Raw genomic sequence first — 13970 nt, 5'->3', positions numbered from 1 at the left:
TATTTTTATATCATTGGATAGATACACAGACTAAAGCTCAAAAAATTGGCCCCGAAATGTTTTCATTTCGGGGCCAATTAAATAAAAAACCAAATTTAAAAATAACTTAATAGAATACTACTGGCATTTATTGACCATGACGCTGAGTGGCTTACCTTCTCCTTCAAATTGAAGGCTCCAAACATATTTTCCGTCGTCTTTAATATCAACTACAGTGTCTGTTCCGTAACCACCAAATGTTAATGGGGTTATTTCACCCACATTCATACGATTGCCTTTCGCTGTAAACTGCGGGATCCATAACTCTGTTGCATACTGCATTTTAAATGAGCCTGATTTTTCTTGAGTCACAGCTTGATAGAAGTTATTTCCCTTGTAAGAATACTGGCGTTGAGGAACGTGTTTCCAATCAGAGTCGGCAAACGAACCGACAACAAACAGTGGCTTTTTAATTGGACCACTTTCTGCGCTGTCTGGATTATCGCAAGCTTGCATGAAAGCAACTGCATCGGCATCAGACATGTTTGTAACGGGTGCTGCGACCGCGTCAGGCTGAGAATTAGATTGACAACCAGCCAGCACAACAAGCAAGGCGGCAGCGAGTGTAGTCTTCATTAATTTCATATTCACGTTAATCCTTTTTATATTTAGTAAAGATCATCAAGTCAGGAAAAATTAATACTTAAGTCGAAATAATACAGTTCTGACGACAGAAGGTTTGAAGTTATCTTTCTTGTCTTGATTATTTGGATAGGTTTATTTATTTCTCAAGCGTTCATAAAACAATGTTAGAAACTCTATTTAATTATTACGCAAGCAATGTTAAAGGCAAAGAAATAAGAATAAATATGTGAATACGTTAACTGTATGTAGGGGTAATTTTTGACTGTTAGTGATATAAAAAAGGCCAACAACGGGTTGGCCTTTGTGAATTCGGTTATTTGCTATTTACCGCTTTAACAAATACTTCTTGTGCACCTGGAATACCCAACTCTTTTGCTTCATCGAGTAAGGTTAAGGCCTTAGGAATATTCTCTTCAGCAACGGCTCTTTCAATGGCACGGTGGTAGTAGCCGGTTAATTCTGCACCTTCTGGAATATTATCGTTTTTCGCTACGATTTTAGACGTTACAATGTCATTGGCTGAAATTGACAAGCGGAATTGACCAAGTGGACTGTGCTTCGCAAGCGGATCGGCAATATCTGGCGGCTGAGTATGGCGAGCCTTAGCATAGGCTTTAGCCGGATGCAGGATCTGAGAACTTCCTTTTAGATCATTGGACGTGGTGTAAATCAATACATGAAGGTCTTTACCACTCATGTCAGGAATAACGTTGAGATTAAGTACAAATTTGTCGTTATCCAACATTTTTGCAGGTACATACTCAAATTTTGAGAAATCTGCAGAGTAAACCGTTTTTCCGTCTGCATTCACCACGATGACATTTGGCGCATAAAATTGGAGATCGGTATTTACGAATGTCTCTAGTTGCAGATCGAGACTGCCTCGATTTCCAGGAAGTGCGAACGCAGCGATAGCACCAGCACTGTTGCCATCTAACAGCATTTGGCTTTTATCAGTCAAAGCAAACTCAGTAACCACAGGTACATCGAGCGGTACCCATTTGATATCACCCGATTGGGTAATCACTTGTTGTTGATCATTTGGAGTCATCTCTACTTGTTCTACAGACGCACAGCCAGTTGCCAACATGCCCAGCAGTACGGGAGCAAGCCATTTTCTCATTACTGTCTACCTCGAATTTTTATTGTTTTTGAAATAAATACAGCCAGATAAATTCTGGCTGTATCATTCTAGGACAATTTAGGACTCAGTGGTTAGATGATTACCACCAAGCTTCAGCTTGTACGCCGAATTGGAATGTGTCGTCTGAACGACCGCCGTCAAATTTTTGCGTATCGTCGTCGTCGTCAGCTGTCAGGTAAGTAGCGTATAGACGGATTTCTGGACGTGCCCAGAAGCTAGAGCCAGCAGACCAAGCTTGAGCAACAGTCATCTTACCGTAAGTGCTTTCAAAGCCATCGTTGTCGTCGATTGCGTAACCCGCTTCGAAGATAGTCTTGTTGTTTTCATCCCACTTGAATACTGGGCGAGCAACGACAGAGAATGTTTCCCACTTGTCTTGACCGTCCCACATGTCATTACCCACACCGTATACTAACTGGTGACCAAGTTCCCAGTTGTCGCCCAGGCCGATAACACCCCAGTTGATGATGCGGTAACCGTCTGCACCGTCGTTAGCTTCTGCGCCGTACCAGCTACCGTCACCGTAGAATGCAAATGCTTTAGAGTAACCTTCAGTACCGTATTGGAATACTGTTTTGTTAAAGCCAGAGTCCAGACCTTGAGTTAATTCAGCAGTAACCATTACGCCATTTTTAGCATCTTTAGTGCTATCAGACGCGTCGTCAGTTTCGTTTACGATTGCGTAGTCCAGACCCATTTCCAGAGTCGCATTTGACCATAGAGAAAGGCCTGCGTAGCGAAGGTCTAGTGTGTTAACGTTTGCTGCATCGCCGTCGTTACCTTCGTCAGTGATGTCTGAACGGTCGTTACGAACCCATGCAAAAGAGAGTTTACCAGGGCCAGCTTCGATACCTTCGATACCCGCGCCAGCACCAGAGATGTTCCAGTAGTAGAAGTCAGAGATATGAACATCGTGACGTTGGTAGAAGCGCTTACCTGCCCAAAGTGTTGCTTCAGGAGCGAAGTTAAGAACGCCTTTCGCTTGGACATTGAACTGACGCAGAGCAAATTGTGCATCGTCAACACACTCAACATCCGTACCAGCTTCATTCAAACCACAGTTAGTAGAAGTACTTTCCCAGTCGTTTGAACCGTTAGAAGTCATTGCCACCATAGAGTCTACATAGAACGTTTTACCGTTGTTGTTGTAAACTTCCTGACCTAGCTGAACTTCACCGTAGATATCGCCTTCGTTACCTAAACGACCAACCTTGTTCTTTTCAAATGTTACTTGCTGGCCACCGTCTCCGCTCACACCGACGCCAGCACGCATGTAACCATGAAAATCCACTGCGAATGCAGAGCCAGCAGCTAAAGAAGCAGCCACTGCTGCAGCAATTACACTTACTTTTTTCATTCTTAACTCCATTAAGGGTATTTATAATTCTGTCCTCCCTGCTCTCTCTCGGTGATTAAAGGCAGATAAAACACACCAATAGAAAGAGAGGTAAGATGGGAACAAGTCCCCGTTTGTTTCAACAATATAGAGACTACCCGAGGCGTAAAAGGATGACTTCCTCCGCCCCAAACTAAATTAAGGGGGATGAGAAGGGCGTAGGAATTATACAGAATGGCGTTTTATCTAGCTATATCACGAAATTAGGGAGTAGAACGTAAATATTTTCAATGGCGAATGGATACAAAACGATAAACAGATCAAACTTTAAACATAAAACCTCATATTTAAAGTAATTAAATTACACGAATATTTTATCTTCTTTTCTATTTAAAGCTGTTGACCTTAGTAAGACAAAGTTTTTATCTTATAGTTTCCTATAGGTAGCAATAAATTAATAAATAAAGAATCGCCGATGACGCAACTTAGATCTCACCCATACCCATTGGGTGCAACACTAAATAAAGAAGGCTGTAACTTCTCTATTCATGCGCCCGAGAATAAAGACATTAAACTGGCCTTATTTTCGGATGAGGGTAAGTACACTCTCCACGATTTGCCCGGAGAGTATGCGGGTATTCGACATACCTTCATCCCAAAGATAAAAGCAGGTCAAAAGTATGGTTATGTTGTCTTCCATCAAGATGAAAAACTTCTCATCTCCGACCCTTACGCGAAATCCATAGATAAAGCGCTTCACTATCAACCCCCTTTTACTCCAGCCAAAAGCTTTGATATGCCTAAGTGCGTCGTTATCGAAGACAACTTTGACTGGCAGGAATCTGAGCACCCGCGTATTCCCAGAGAAGAGATGGTACTGTTTGAAACCCATGTCAAAGGCCTGACACAGTTACATCAAAACGTCGATGCCAGTAAGAAAGGGCGATATCTCGGACTGGCTTCTCCGGAGATGCTGGCGTTTTATAAGCAGCAGAACATTAACACGTTGCAATTGCTACCTATCGCAGCGTGTATGCACGAGCCGCATCTTTTAGAAATGAAAAAGGTCAACTACTGGGGCTACAATCCGTACCTGTTTATGGCTCCGGATCCGCGCTATGCAAAAAAGGATGCGGTAACCGAGCTGAAAACAACCATTCGTGAACTGCATAAAAACGGAATCGAAGTGATCCTCGATGTGGTGTACAACCACACAGCAGAAAGTGGCGAAGGCCCGACAATTTTCAACCTCAAAGCCCTTGATTCACGTTTTTACATCAAGCATGGCACCCACTTTGCGAATTATACTGGCTGTGGCAATACCGTCGACCTGACATATCAGCCCGCTTTAAACTTAGTGATGGATACGCTGCGCTACTGGGTCAGCGAGTTCAAAGTCGATGGTTTCCGCTTCGATTTGGCTGCTACACTTGGCCGCCAGGGTGATAACTACAATCCAGAAGCCGCGTTTTTCAAAGCCGTCGCGCAAGATCCGATACTGCGAGAAACAAAATTGATTGCAGAGCCGTGGGATATCGGTCCAAATGGCTACCAGGTAGGTAATTTCCCGTTCGGCTGGAATGAATGTAACGACAAGCTTCGCGATATATCACGCAGCTTCTGGCGCGGCGATCAAGGCTATTTAAAAGAGTTTGCGACCCGCTTGATGGGTTCACGTGACATATACAGCGCAGCCAACTGGCCATACAAGCTGACCGTCAACTACATCACGTACCACGATGGTTTCACGCTACAGGATCTGGTTTCCTACAAACAAAAGCACAATGAAGCCAATGGTGAAGAAAACCGCGATGGGCACGGTGACAACCGCTCTGAAAACTACGGCGTAGAAGGTGAGACGGAAAACCTGATGATCATCGCGACGCGCGAGAAACAAAAGCGCAACCTGATCGCGAGCTTGCTGTTTGCCTTCGGTATTCCTCATATCCTGACGGCAGACGTGTTGTCTCATACTCAGGGCGGCAACAATAATGCCTACTGTCAGGACAACGAAACCAGTTGGCTTAACTGGGGTCAGACGGAGCGTAAGCAACATTTCAAAATATGGATGTCGCAAATGGTAGCCAATCGTAAAAAATACATGGTGCCATTTATTCGCTCGTTCAGTGGCGATAATCGTCATAATAACCGCATTTTCTGGCGTAGAACCGATGGGCGCTTAATGGAGCACGATGACTGGAACCGTTTAAGCTCAGTGGCACTTCATCTCGGGATTGGTAAAGACGATCAAGAGTTGGTGTATTTAATCAACCAGACCAATGCCACTGCTCGCTTTAAGTTACCAAACGATCGCAAACAGAACTGGATAACGATTTGCGATACCAACGTGCGCAACTTAAATCCAGGTCATGCCGAAGGCGAAGTTCTGCTTTCACCGACTTCTATGGCGATATTGCATTACCAACCCAAGCAGAAGTCGAAATAGCTGTATTTAGGATAAGCCAACATCCCAATCTACAGAGACAAAAGCCGATGCATATTATGGCATCGGCTTTTATTTAAGACATTAAGGGAACGTTCCCCATAATTAAATGCGCTTCAGAAAAATAAAATGGCCTCTAGCAGGTTTCACGCACGATGTTTTGGAATGTCAGCACTACTTTGCTCATTTCCTTACCACGACCTTCAATCCGTTCAAGCAACATTTTAGCTGCATTTTCCCCTGCTTTATCAAAAGCATAATTGAAAGTAGACAAGCCAGGAATACTGATTCCTGCCAGTTCGTCATTACCGACACCCAGTATACGGACTTGCTCACCAACTTTAATCCCCAACTCGCGCAAAGCCTTTACAGCGCCAACGGCAATACGGTCGGTCGCGCAAAACAGGCCATCCACATCCGGATAGATCTTGATTAACTCCTGCGCTTGTTGGTAACCCGATTCAATAGTGAAGTCCCCTCGGGCATGGAATAGCAGCGCTTGTTGATGAAAATCTAAAGCCTGCTTCAGCCCTTGAGAGCGCAGTGCGTCAACCGCGATATCTGCACCTTGAACACCAATAAAACCAATGTGTTTACAACCTGCGGCGACAAGGCGATTACCCGCTTCAAAACCCACACGAACATCATCGTGAACAACACTTGGCACATTGTGTAAAGAACCGTCCTGACCCACCAGCACGACAGGCACATTCGATTGATGTATCGCTTTCACCAATTGCGCATCCAGGTGAGTCGCATAGAGAATGATGCCTTCGACCCGCTTTTGATTAAATATCTGAATATATTCAACTTCCTTCTCATAAAGCTGGTGAGTATTGGCCAGTAATACGTGCTTACCAGACTGCTCAATAACCGCCGTCAGCCCATCAACACCTTGAGAAATTGCATGAGAAGAAACACGCGGAACGATGACACCAATTAGATTCGTCTTTTGAGATTTGAGATCTTTAGCAACCTGATTCACTACGTAGCCACACTCTTCCACGGCTTTTCGTACTTTCACTTTGGTTGCTTCCTTTACCCCGTACTCATTGTTAATCACGCGAGATACGGTGGATTTAGATACCCCAGCCAAACGCGCTACGTCGTGCAAACTTGCCATATTGCCCCTATTCCAATTCTCTATTGGGATTGTTTGCAGAAATCCATCTGTATCCCTCGTTAGTTAACGTGATTTTACCCTCGTTAAGCGGAATTTTGTTGACGAATATGGGGATCATACTCACATATTTCAGTCTTTTGTTTTGACCCCTAGTGAATAATCATCAAAAATCCATTTTGCAAACGTTCCCAAAAATACAAAAACGATAAGTCAGGTGTTGATATGTACTCAGACCACACACGGTGAAGGGGATGAGTAATATTAAGCCAAGAAAGCCACGAAAGTGGGTATGAGAGCAGCAGAATCTTTCCGAATGTTCATGCTGCCCAATTGGCGATAGCACTTGTGTACATTTTAAATTTCAGCAATACCAATCGGGGTGTGCAATGAACTATCCAGTCATAGCGAAACAATTACTCGAGCATTTAGGCGGTAAAGAGAATATTCAAGCCCTTGCTCACTGTGCAACGCGCCTGCGTCTAGCACTAAAAGATGAAGACAAAGTCAACGAAGAAGCCGTCGGTAACTTAGATGGCGTTAAAGGCCAGTTCAAAGTAGCAGGCCAATATCAAATTATTTTCGGCTCAGGCATTGTAAACCAAGTCTACGCTGAGATGGCGAAGCAAACTGGCTTAGCTGAGATGTCGACCAATGATGTTGCTTCTGCTGGGGCACAAAAACAAAACATCGTACAACGCGCAGTAAAAGGCTTGTCGGACATTTTCGTCCCAATCATTCCAGCGATCGTTGCGGGTGGCCTTCTGATGGGGCTTTTCAACCTGCTTACCGCGCAAGGTCTGTTTATTGAAGGCCAGTCAATCATAGACGCGTATCCAGGCTTGGCTGATCTAGCGAGCATGATCAACACATTCGCCAATGCACCTTTTGTTTACTTACCCGTTTTACTGGCGTTCTCTGCTTCAAGGAAATTTGGCGGTAACCCATTCTTGGGAGCTGCACTGGGTATGCTGATGGTTCACCCAGACTTACTGAATGGCTGGGGCTTCGGCAGTGCATCTATTTCGGGAACGGTTCCAACCTGGAACATTATGGGCTTGGAGATCCAAAAGGTAGGCTACCAAGGTTCAGTACTTCCAGTGCTAGTGTCCGCATTTATTCTGGCAAAGGTAGAACTTGGTCTGCGTAAGGTTATCCCTTCAGTCTTAGACAACTTGCTGACACCGATGCTGGCGATCTTCATCACCGGTTTCGTAACTTTCACACTTGTTGGTCCGTTTACTCGCGACCTTGGCTTTATGCTGGGCGACGGACTGAACTGGCTATACGATTCTGCTGGTTTTATCGGTGGCGCATTGTTTGGTTTTATCTATGCTCCATTTGTTATCACAGGCATGCACCACAGCTTTATCGCGATTGAAACTCAGCTTCTGGCAGACATCGCAACAACTGGCGGCACATTTATCTTCCCTATCGCAGCCATGTCGAACGTAGCGCAAGGTGCGGCAGCATTAGCGGTAGGCTTCACAACTCGTGACACAAAAATGAAGGGTATCGCAGTACCATCAGGTATCACAGGTCTTCTCGGTATTACTGAGCCAGCGATGTTCGGTGTAAACCTCAAGCTGCGTTATCCATTTCTGGCGGCCATCGCAGGCTCAGCCATCGCCAGTGCATTCATCACGCTATTCAATGTGAAAGCACAAGCGCTTGGTGCGGCGGGTTTACCTGGCATCATCTCCATCTCGCCAGACAAAATTAGCTACTACATTATCGGCATGATGATTTCTTTCGCTAGCGCCTTTGCCCTGACCGTCGTGCTGGGTATGCGCGAGAAAGCAAAGCAAGGTAAGCAAGCAACCGCATAACCAGTTTTAGCTCCTTGTGGTAACCACTTACTTATCTTAGTTTTTCGTGTTCGGTAGGGTAGAAGAACCGAGCTGAAAGAATAGAATAGATAAGTCACCCCCCCTGCCTTAATACATGAGCAGTAAGCCAGCCAGAAACATTCTGACTGGCTTTTTTTATTTCTGCTGCTGACTTCCTTTCCACTAGCTCATTTGGTGTTGTAAGCATTAATAAACCCATGTATATTTATGAGCCATTACTTTATATGAACCTAATTATTGACGAGGCAAGTCACCATGACTACCTACCTCTATTCACGTTATTCACCCCGGAACAAAGCCTACATCGAAAACCTGAAGATTTTAAAAGCCGCAGCTCCCGAAGCGAAACATTTTGAAGATCGACTACGAGGCTGTGTCCCACCAGCAGAACGACAAGCATTCCAGCAATTAATTAACGCCATTCAGCCCGGCGATACTGTCATTATCTGGTGGCTGACCACCTTTGGCCGTGAATTTAGTCAGGCACTTAACACCATAAAGCAACTGCTTGATAAGAAAGTGACGCTTAAAACCGTGTGCGAATCTATGAGTTTTGAGCCCGATTCTAACGAGACTCAAACTATGCTCACGCTACTTTCTGGTTATGGAAAAGTGCAAACCCAACATCGCTTATTCGCCGCAGAACAAGGCCGACGAGCCATTAAAGGTCAACCTGATGTGTGGCAAAAGAAGTTCCGTGGCAGACCTGCCGATAAAGCCAAACATCAGCAAATCGCCACGTTGTTGCTTGAAGGAAACACACTACAACATGTTGCCGATCAATGTGAGGTCAGCCTATCAACCGTTAAACGTATCAAGGCGAAATTGAATGACTTTGATGACGAAGGTGGATTAAGAACGCGTGGCAAAACGGGGCTTTCCGATGGTGAACCATCATGAGGGAAGGTATTCATTTTCGTGCCATTCTCATTGCCTGTCTGATCATCAGTATCGGCCAACTAAGTATGGGCTTGGTTATGCCTTCCCTGCCTTGGATCGCAAAAGATTTCTCTATTTCACTCGACCAAGCTCAGTTATTAGTGAGTATTTACTTACTTGGCTTTGGCCCGTCGCAATTTATTTACGGCCCGGTATCCGATGCATTAGGGCGTAAAAAAGTGCTCTTGACTGGCCTGCTAATAGCGATGTCAGGCTTAGTTATGATCATCCTTGCAAGTGACACATTTACAGGTATGGTCATGGGTCGTTTTTTACAAGGGTTGGGAACGGGTTGCTGTGCGGTATTAGCACGCGCTTCTACCCGAGATCGCTTTAGCGGTAGTGAACTTCCGGTTGCCTTGTCTTATATCGCAATGGCTGCTTCTATTACGCCTTTAATGGCGCCAGTAATTGGTGGTTTTATTAACTTCCACTTTGGTTGGTCCATGGTGTTTATTTCACTGCTGGGTTACGTATCAGTTGCGTGGGTCATTATCGCTTTCCGCTTTACAGAAACGATACCGAATCGCTCTTCGATACCATCACCAAAAACGATGTTACGCCAATACCGTAACTTACTCTCGACACGTTACTTTATGAGTTTTGCCAGCATCAGTTGGCTGAATTTTAGCTTGATGATCACCACGGTTTCGGTCATGCCATTTATTATGCAGAACCAAATCGGGATGACGTCGGATGAATACGCGATGTGGGCGCTAATCCCTGCCCTCGGAATGTTAGGTGGTACAACGATTTGCAATCGGGCCAGACCCATCATTGGCAATAAGAAGATGCTGCTCTGTACCCCAGTGCTGCATATCAGCGCTGCAATTTGGTTGTTTTTCTGCCCTATAGAGCCTTTGTACCTGATGCTGGGCCAACTGCTGATGATTTTGGGTAATGGAATTGCGCTACCCTGCGCGCAAGCTTTGGTAATGCAGCCATATAAAAAGCAAGCAGGTTCGGCCGCCGCGATGTCTGGTGGAGGCCAAATGATTACGTCATCTCTTGTCAGCTTGACGCTGGTGCAGTTAGGTTTGAGTCAAGCCTGGCACCTTTCTATTGTAATTGCCCTGTTTTCTGCAATCACCTTAGCCAACATACTGCGTGGTTTTAATGCTCCATTGCCTGAGGAACAGTAAAAACTCAAGCTAAGGTACGCAAAAACAAAAAAGGCGCTACAGTATGTGCTGTAACGCCTTTATTCAACTAAAAAATTTGATTAGAAGTTTGCTGTCATACCTACATAGTAAGTACGCGGAGCTTCAACATAACCAATATCTTCAAGCTCTTTAGATACGCTCTCATCTGTCAGGTTGGTAATACCCGCACGAACTCGAAGTGAATCATTCACATGGTATACCGTACCCAAATCTAACGTCGTGTAAGCGTCTTGAGTCAACTCAGAATCAATATTACGCTCACCTCGGTAACGAGCACTCGCAAACAGATCGAGATCTTTGGTTGGGTACCAGTTCAGGCGAGCAAATGCCGAGTGCTTGTAGCGCTCGTTCAGCTCTTCGCCCGTCGATTTATCTTCTGTATCTAAGTAAGTGTAGTTACCAGACATTGCCCATTGCTCAGAAAATTGAATGCTACCAGACAGTTCTACGCCCTGGATGACCGCTTTCGATACGTTTGTAAATGATTTGTATGGATTAGAAACCGAGCGATCGATTGGGTCACCATTTTCGTCGATACAGCTCATGATGGAGCTTGACCAAGACCCTGTTTCACAGAAAACATCGGATTGTTCGATCAGGTTATCAACCTCGTTGCGGAATACGGCCGTCTCAATATCCCAGTTACGAGCACTGTACAAAGCGGAGAGTTCATAGTTGATACTGGTTTCGGCTTCAAGATCTTCGTTACCCTGAATGTCACAGTTGCCTTTACAACTAATCAACTTAAAGTCTGGGTTATTTTGTGTCATGGTTGGCGCTTTAAACGCTTTACCCACACCGCCTTTTAAGACCAGTGAATCTGTTGTCTGGTGCACCAAATAAATACGTGGACTGAATTCTTCACCATATTGCTCATGTTTATCAAAACGACCGCCAATGGTTGCGGTTAAAGTGTCTGTCACTTCCCACTGATCTTGAGCAAAAAGCGCACCTTGGTAGGCGTCAGCTTTGCCACTCACGATATTTTCTGGGTTAGTCAGTTCGCTGTTCTGATAATCCATACCAAACGTAAGCGTGTGACTTTCACCCAAGTAAGTCGTTGCCGACGCCTCCACTATCTGCGTTAGTTCTTCAATAGAATCCGCACCGTCATTAGCCGCTTCTACGTTTTCCACATTCTCACGAGAATAGCGTACTTGCGTGTCACCCCAAGACCATAAACCGGTATGCGAGAGCGCCTGACTGTCACGTTTCACTCGCGAATTAGAAGAAAGTATCGTCGTTGCACTTTCAGCAACCGTATCACGCTCGTCATCGCTGTATCCTAAGTCCAAATCGATAAACTGATTTTCCGCTAAGTGCCACGACAAGGTACCAAACATCGACAACGTATCACGCCCTTCTAACGCCGTAATGTCGGAACGATCGTAATCAACACCCCTAACTGTTTTAGTACCTGAGTAAGGTTGCCATGCATCACGACTGGTTTGCGAAACCGAAAAACGTGCGAATAAAGTGTCATCAATCAGCGCACCTGACGTTGTCAGTCCAACGCTGTACTTCTGGCCACCATCGCTGTCATTTGGTGTGGCATTATCCAAACTAAGCTGAGATCTCCAGTCATTTTCTGGTGACTTAGTAATGATGTTTATCGTACCGCCCATACCGTCAGAACCGTAAAGCGCCGACATAGGGCCACGGATAATTTCGACCCGTTCAATCGAATCCATAGGGATTGCAGAAAGGTCGAAATCATTACCACGCACGATCGCACTTGCTGAGCTCATACGACGGCCATTCACCATAATGAGGGTGTACTTTGAATCCATACCACGGATAGAAATCTGCTGACGTCCCGCACGTGTGCTGTCGTAATCAGCCTCCACGCTGGTTTGATTGGCAACGATATCTGCCAATGTAATACCTGGGTCATTCGCGATATCTTCTGCTGTAATGACAGACATCGACGCAGGTGCGTTTTTCAGCTCCAGTTGAGTACGCGTTGCCGTTACCACCATCTGCTCATCGACATGGGTTGGTGTAGTATCAGCCATTACTGAAATTGAAGTGCATAGTGTACCAATCGCCACTGCTAATGGTTTTGGTGCGAACAGAGTCGTCTTAGACATAGTAAAACCTGTTATTCTTATTGAAATTTATAATGATAATGGTTCGTATTAAATATGTTTTATTTATCTAAGACAAGCCCCCCTGTATCCAACCAATAAATTACCACTATACGAGATATGAATAATGGGGCATTTGATCATTCACCCTCAGTTGATCCATATATTTCCTTGAATAACGACTTGACCCAAATGCACATTGGATCGTTGTGATATCGTTTGTGCCAATACAAAAAGACCGACTCGCTATCAAGACGGATTTCCTCTGGCACTGTTTTCGTCACCAGTTTGCGCCCCAGACAGGCTCCTTCTGCAAATGGGGTAGGTAAATGAAAAATCACATCCGTTTGCTCAGCGATGGCAGGCGCAGCGTTAAAATTTGAAAGCTGCAGTGGAATCGATAATGGCCGATTCTTGTCCACCACCCCAAGTTCAGCAAATCGGTGATAAATCGATAACGTTTTGCCCCCTTGCAGAGAAATCTGGCCAAAGTTACATTCAAGTAACATGTCAATGGTCAACTCTTCGACATTCGCTAGCGGATGAGATTCACTCATTAAAAACCGATAATCACGGCTGGCAATTTTCATTCGATACAGATTTTGCTCCGAGCTTGGTGGCGAAGCAGTAGATAGCACGAAATGTACGTCACCGGTAATCAGAGCATCGAAGTGCCTTTTAGGAATAGAGTCTACGTCGACAATCATATTGGGCGCTTCTTCCCTGATACGCGAAATCACGCTTGGAAGCAGCATGATGACCTGTGGTACCAAACCGTAGAAGCGTATCGTACCCTTGCTCTTCTCCGGAACAAAAGACTGACCATACATCAGCTTTTCTAATCCAGTCAGTACCGTGTTCAAATCTTGTTTGATCACCTCTGCTTTTGGTGTCAGTTCATAACCGTGAGCCGTTCTGACAAGAAGTTCATCGTCAAACAAATTTCTGAGCTTTTGTAAAGAGCGACTCACAGATGGTTGACTCATATTTAGCAAAATTGCGGTATTAGATACATGCTTCTCCTCAAGTAAGTTCTTGAGAATAAATAACAAGTTTAAGTCGACCTGAGCTAAATTCACTTTTTGAATACCCACTATTCCTATAATACTGTTGCTGCATATAGACTATCTGCTAACGTATCTGCAATCAATAATCATTCTTATTTCTTTTTAAGAAAAGTTAGTAATATCGCTTTTCAGCTTACCCTGCTGCGCGTTTTTAAGGTTTAGACGCTTTTTAAGTAGTTCGCTGATTATGCACACCT

Annotated in this window: 10 protein-coding genes; 4 read left to right on the top strand and 6 right to left on the bottom strand. The window is 44.7% G+C overall.

All coding sequences use genetic code 11. The features are described from left to right. Nucleotides 1–117: 117 nt before the first annotated feature. The 3 genes from ACWYU8_RS08840 to ACWYU8_RS08830 all read right to left on the bottom strand — a co-directional run bounded on the left by ACWYU8_RS08840 (nucleotide 118) and on the right by ACWYU8_RS08830 (nucleotide 3125). On the bottom strand, nucleotides 118–624 hold the full coding sequence (locus ACWYU8_RS08840) for a glycosidase (protein ID WP_457518992.1): 507 nt from the start codon (nucleotides 622–624) through the stop codon (nucleotides 118–120). A 313-nt stretch (nucleotides 625–937) separates the two neighbouring features. Continuing rightward, nucleotides 938–1747 (bottom strand): MalM family protein, encoded by an 810-nt coding sequence (locus ACWYU8_RS08835; RefSeq protein ID WP_457518990.1) that lies wholly within the window; start codon nucleotides 1745–1747, stop codon nucleotides 938–940. Nucleotides 1748–1847: 100 nt separating this feature from the next. Next, nucleotides 1848–3125, bottom strand: a complete 1278-nt coding sequence (locus ACWYU8_RS08830) for a maltoporin (RefSeq protein ID WP_457518989.1) — start codon at nucleotides 3123–3125, stop codon at nucleotides 1848–1850. A 454-nt stretch (nucleotides 3126–3579) separates the two neighbouring features. Between ACWYU8_RS08830 and glgX the strand changes: the two genes are divergently transcribed. Next, entirely contained in the window at nucleotides 3580–5550 is a 1971-nt protein-coding gene (glgX, locus tag ACWYU8_RS08825; RefSeq protein ID WP_457518987.1) for a glycogen debranching protein GlgX, read from the top strand. Nucleotides 5551–5683: 133 nt separating this feature from the next. Here the strand turns inward: glgX and ACWYU8_RS08820 are convergent, their stop codons facing one another. Further along, complete coding sequence (locus tag ACWYU8_RS08820; RefSeq protein ID WP_457518985.1) at nucleotides 5684–6670, bottom strand: LacI family DNA-binding transcriptional regulator; 987 nt, start codon at nucleotides 6668–6670, stop codon at nucleotides 5684–5686. A 386-nt stretch (nucleotides 6671–7056) separates the two neighbouring features. Between ACWYU8_RS08820 and ACWYU8_RS08815 the strand changes: the two genes are divergently transcribed. The 3 genes from ACWYU8_RS08815 (at nucleotide 7057) to ACWYU8_RS08805 (ending at nucleotide 10598) form a co-directional block, all read left to right on the top strand. Further along, a complete protein-coding gene (locus ACWYU8_RS08815; protein ID WP_457518983.1) occupies nucleotides 7057–8496 on the top strand; it encodes a sucrose-specific PTS transporter subunit IIBC in 1440 nt (479 codons plus the stop codon). A 276-nt stretch (nucleotides 8497–8772) separates the two neighbouring features. After that, the gene (locus tag ACWYU8_RS08810) at nucleotides 8773–9417 is read left to right on the top strand and encodes a recombinase family protein (protein ID WP_457518981.1); all 645 of its coding nucleotides are present in this window, start codon (nucleotides 8773–8775) and stop codon (nucleotides 9415–9417) included. Beyond that, nucleotides 9414–10598, top strand: a complete 1185-nt coding sequence (locus ACWYU8_RS08805) for a multidrug effflux MFS transporter (protein WP_457518980.1) — start codon at nucleotides 9414–9416, stop codon at nucleotides 10596–10598. The genes ACWYU8_RS08810 and ACWYU8_RS08805 overlap by 4 nt, the downstream gene beginning before the upstream one ends. Before the next feature lie 80 nt (nucleotides 10599–10678). On the opposite strand, the gene ACWYU8_RS08800 is transcribed toward ACWYU8_RS08805, so the two are convergent. Together ACWYU8_RS08800 and ACWYU8_RS08795 are read right to left on the bottom strand one after the other, a co-directional pair. After that, on the bottom strand, nucleotides 10679–12709 hold the full coding sequence (locus tag ACWYU8_RS08800; RefSeq protein WP_457518978.1) for a TonB-dependent receptor domain-containing protein: 2031 nt from the start codon (nucleotides 12707–12709) through the stop codon (nucleotides 10679–10681). 137 nt (nucleotides 12710–12846) lie between these two features. Next, nucleotides 12847–13785, bottom strand: coding sequence for a LysR family transcriptional regulator (locus ACWYU8_RS08795; RefSeq protein WP_457519566.1), 939 nt, complete (start codon nucleotides 13783–13785; stop codon nucleotides 12847–12849). Between the last annotated feature and the right edge of the window lie 185 nt (nucleotides 13786–13970).

The organism is Vibrio limimangrovi (genome assembly GCF_054064025.1).
This window is presented reverse-complemented; position numbering and strand designations above follow the sequence as displayed.

What these genes read in the sequence shown, in the direction of transcription:
- ACWYU8_RS08840 (WP_457518992.1), bottom strand. Translation starts at nt 624, where the DNA reads ATGAAATTAATGAAGACTACACTCGCTGCCGCCTTGCTTGTTGTGCTG.
- ACWYU8_RS08835 (WP_457518990.1), bottom strand. Translation starts at nt 1,747, where the DNA reads ATGAGAAAATGGCTTGCTCCCGTACTGCTGGGCATGTTGGCAACTGGC.
- ACWYU8_RS08830 (WP_457518989.1), bottom strand. Translation starts at nt 3,125, where the DNA reads ATGAAAAAAGTAAGTGTAATTGCTGCAGCAGTGGCTGCTTCTTTAGCT.
- glgX (WP_457518987.1), top strand. Translation starts at nt 3,580, where the DNA reads ATGACGCAACTTAGATCTCACCCATACCCATTGGGTGCAACACTAAAT.
- ACWYU8_RS08820 (WP_457518985.1), bottom strand. Translation starts at nt 6,670, where the DNA reads ATGGCAAGTTTGCACGACGTAGCGCGTTTGGCTGGGGTATCTAAATCC.
- ACWYU8_RS08815 (WP_457518983.1), top strand. Translation starts at nt 7,057, where the DNA reads ATGAACTATCCAGTCATAGCGAAACAATTACTCGAGCATTTAGGCGGT.
- ACWYU8_RS08810 (WP_457518981.1), top strand. Translation starts at nt 8,773, where the DNA reads ATGACTACCTACCTCTATTCACGTTATTCACCCCGGAACAAAGCCTAC.
- ACWYU8_RS08805 (WP_457518980.1), top strand. Translation starts at nt 9,414, where the DNA reads ATGAGGGAAGGTATTCATTTTCGTGCCATTCTCATTGCCTGTCTGATC.
- ACWYU8_RS08800 (WP_457518978.1), bottom strand. Translation starts at nt 12,709, where the DNA reads ATGTCTAAGACGACTCTGTTCGCACCAAAACCATTAGCAGTGGCGATT.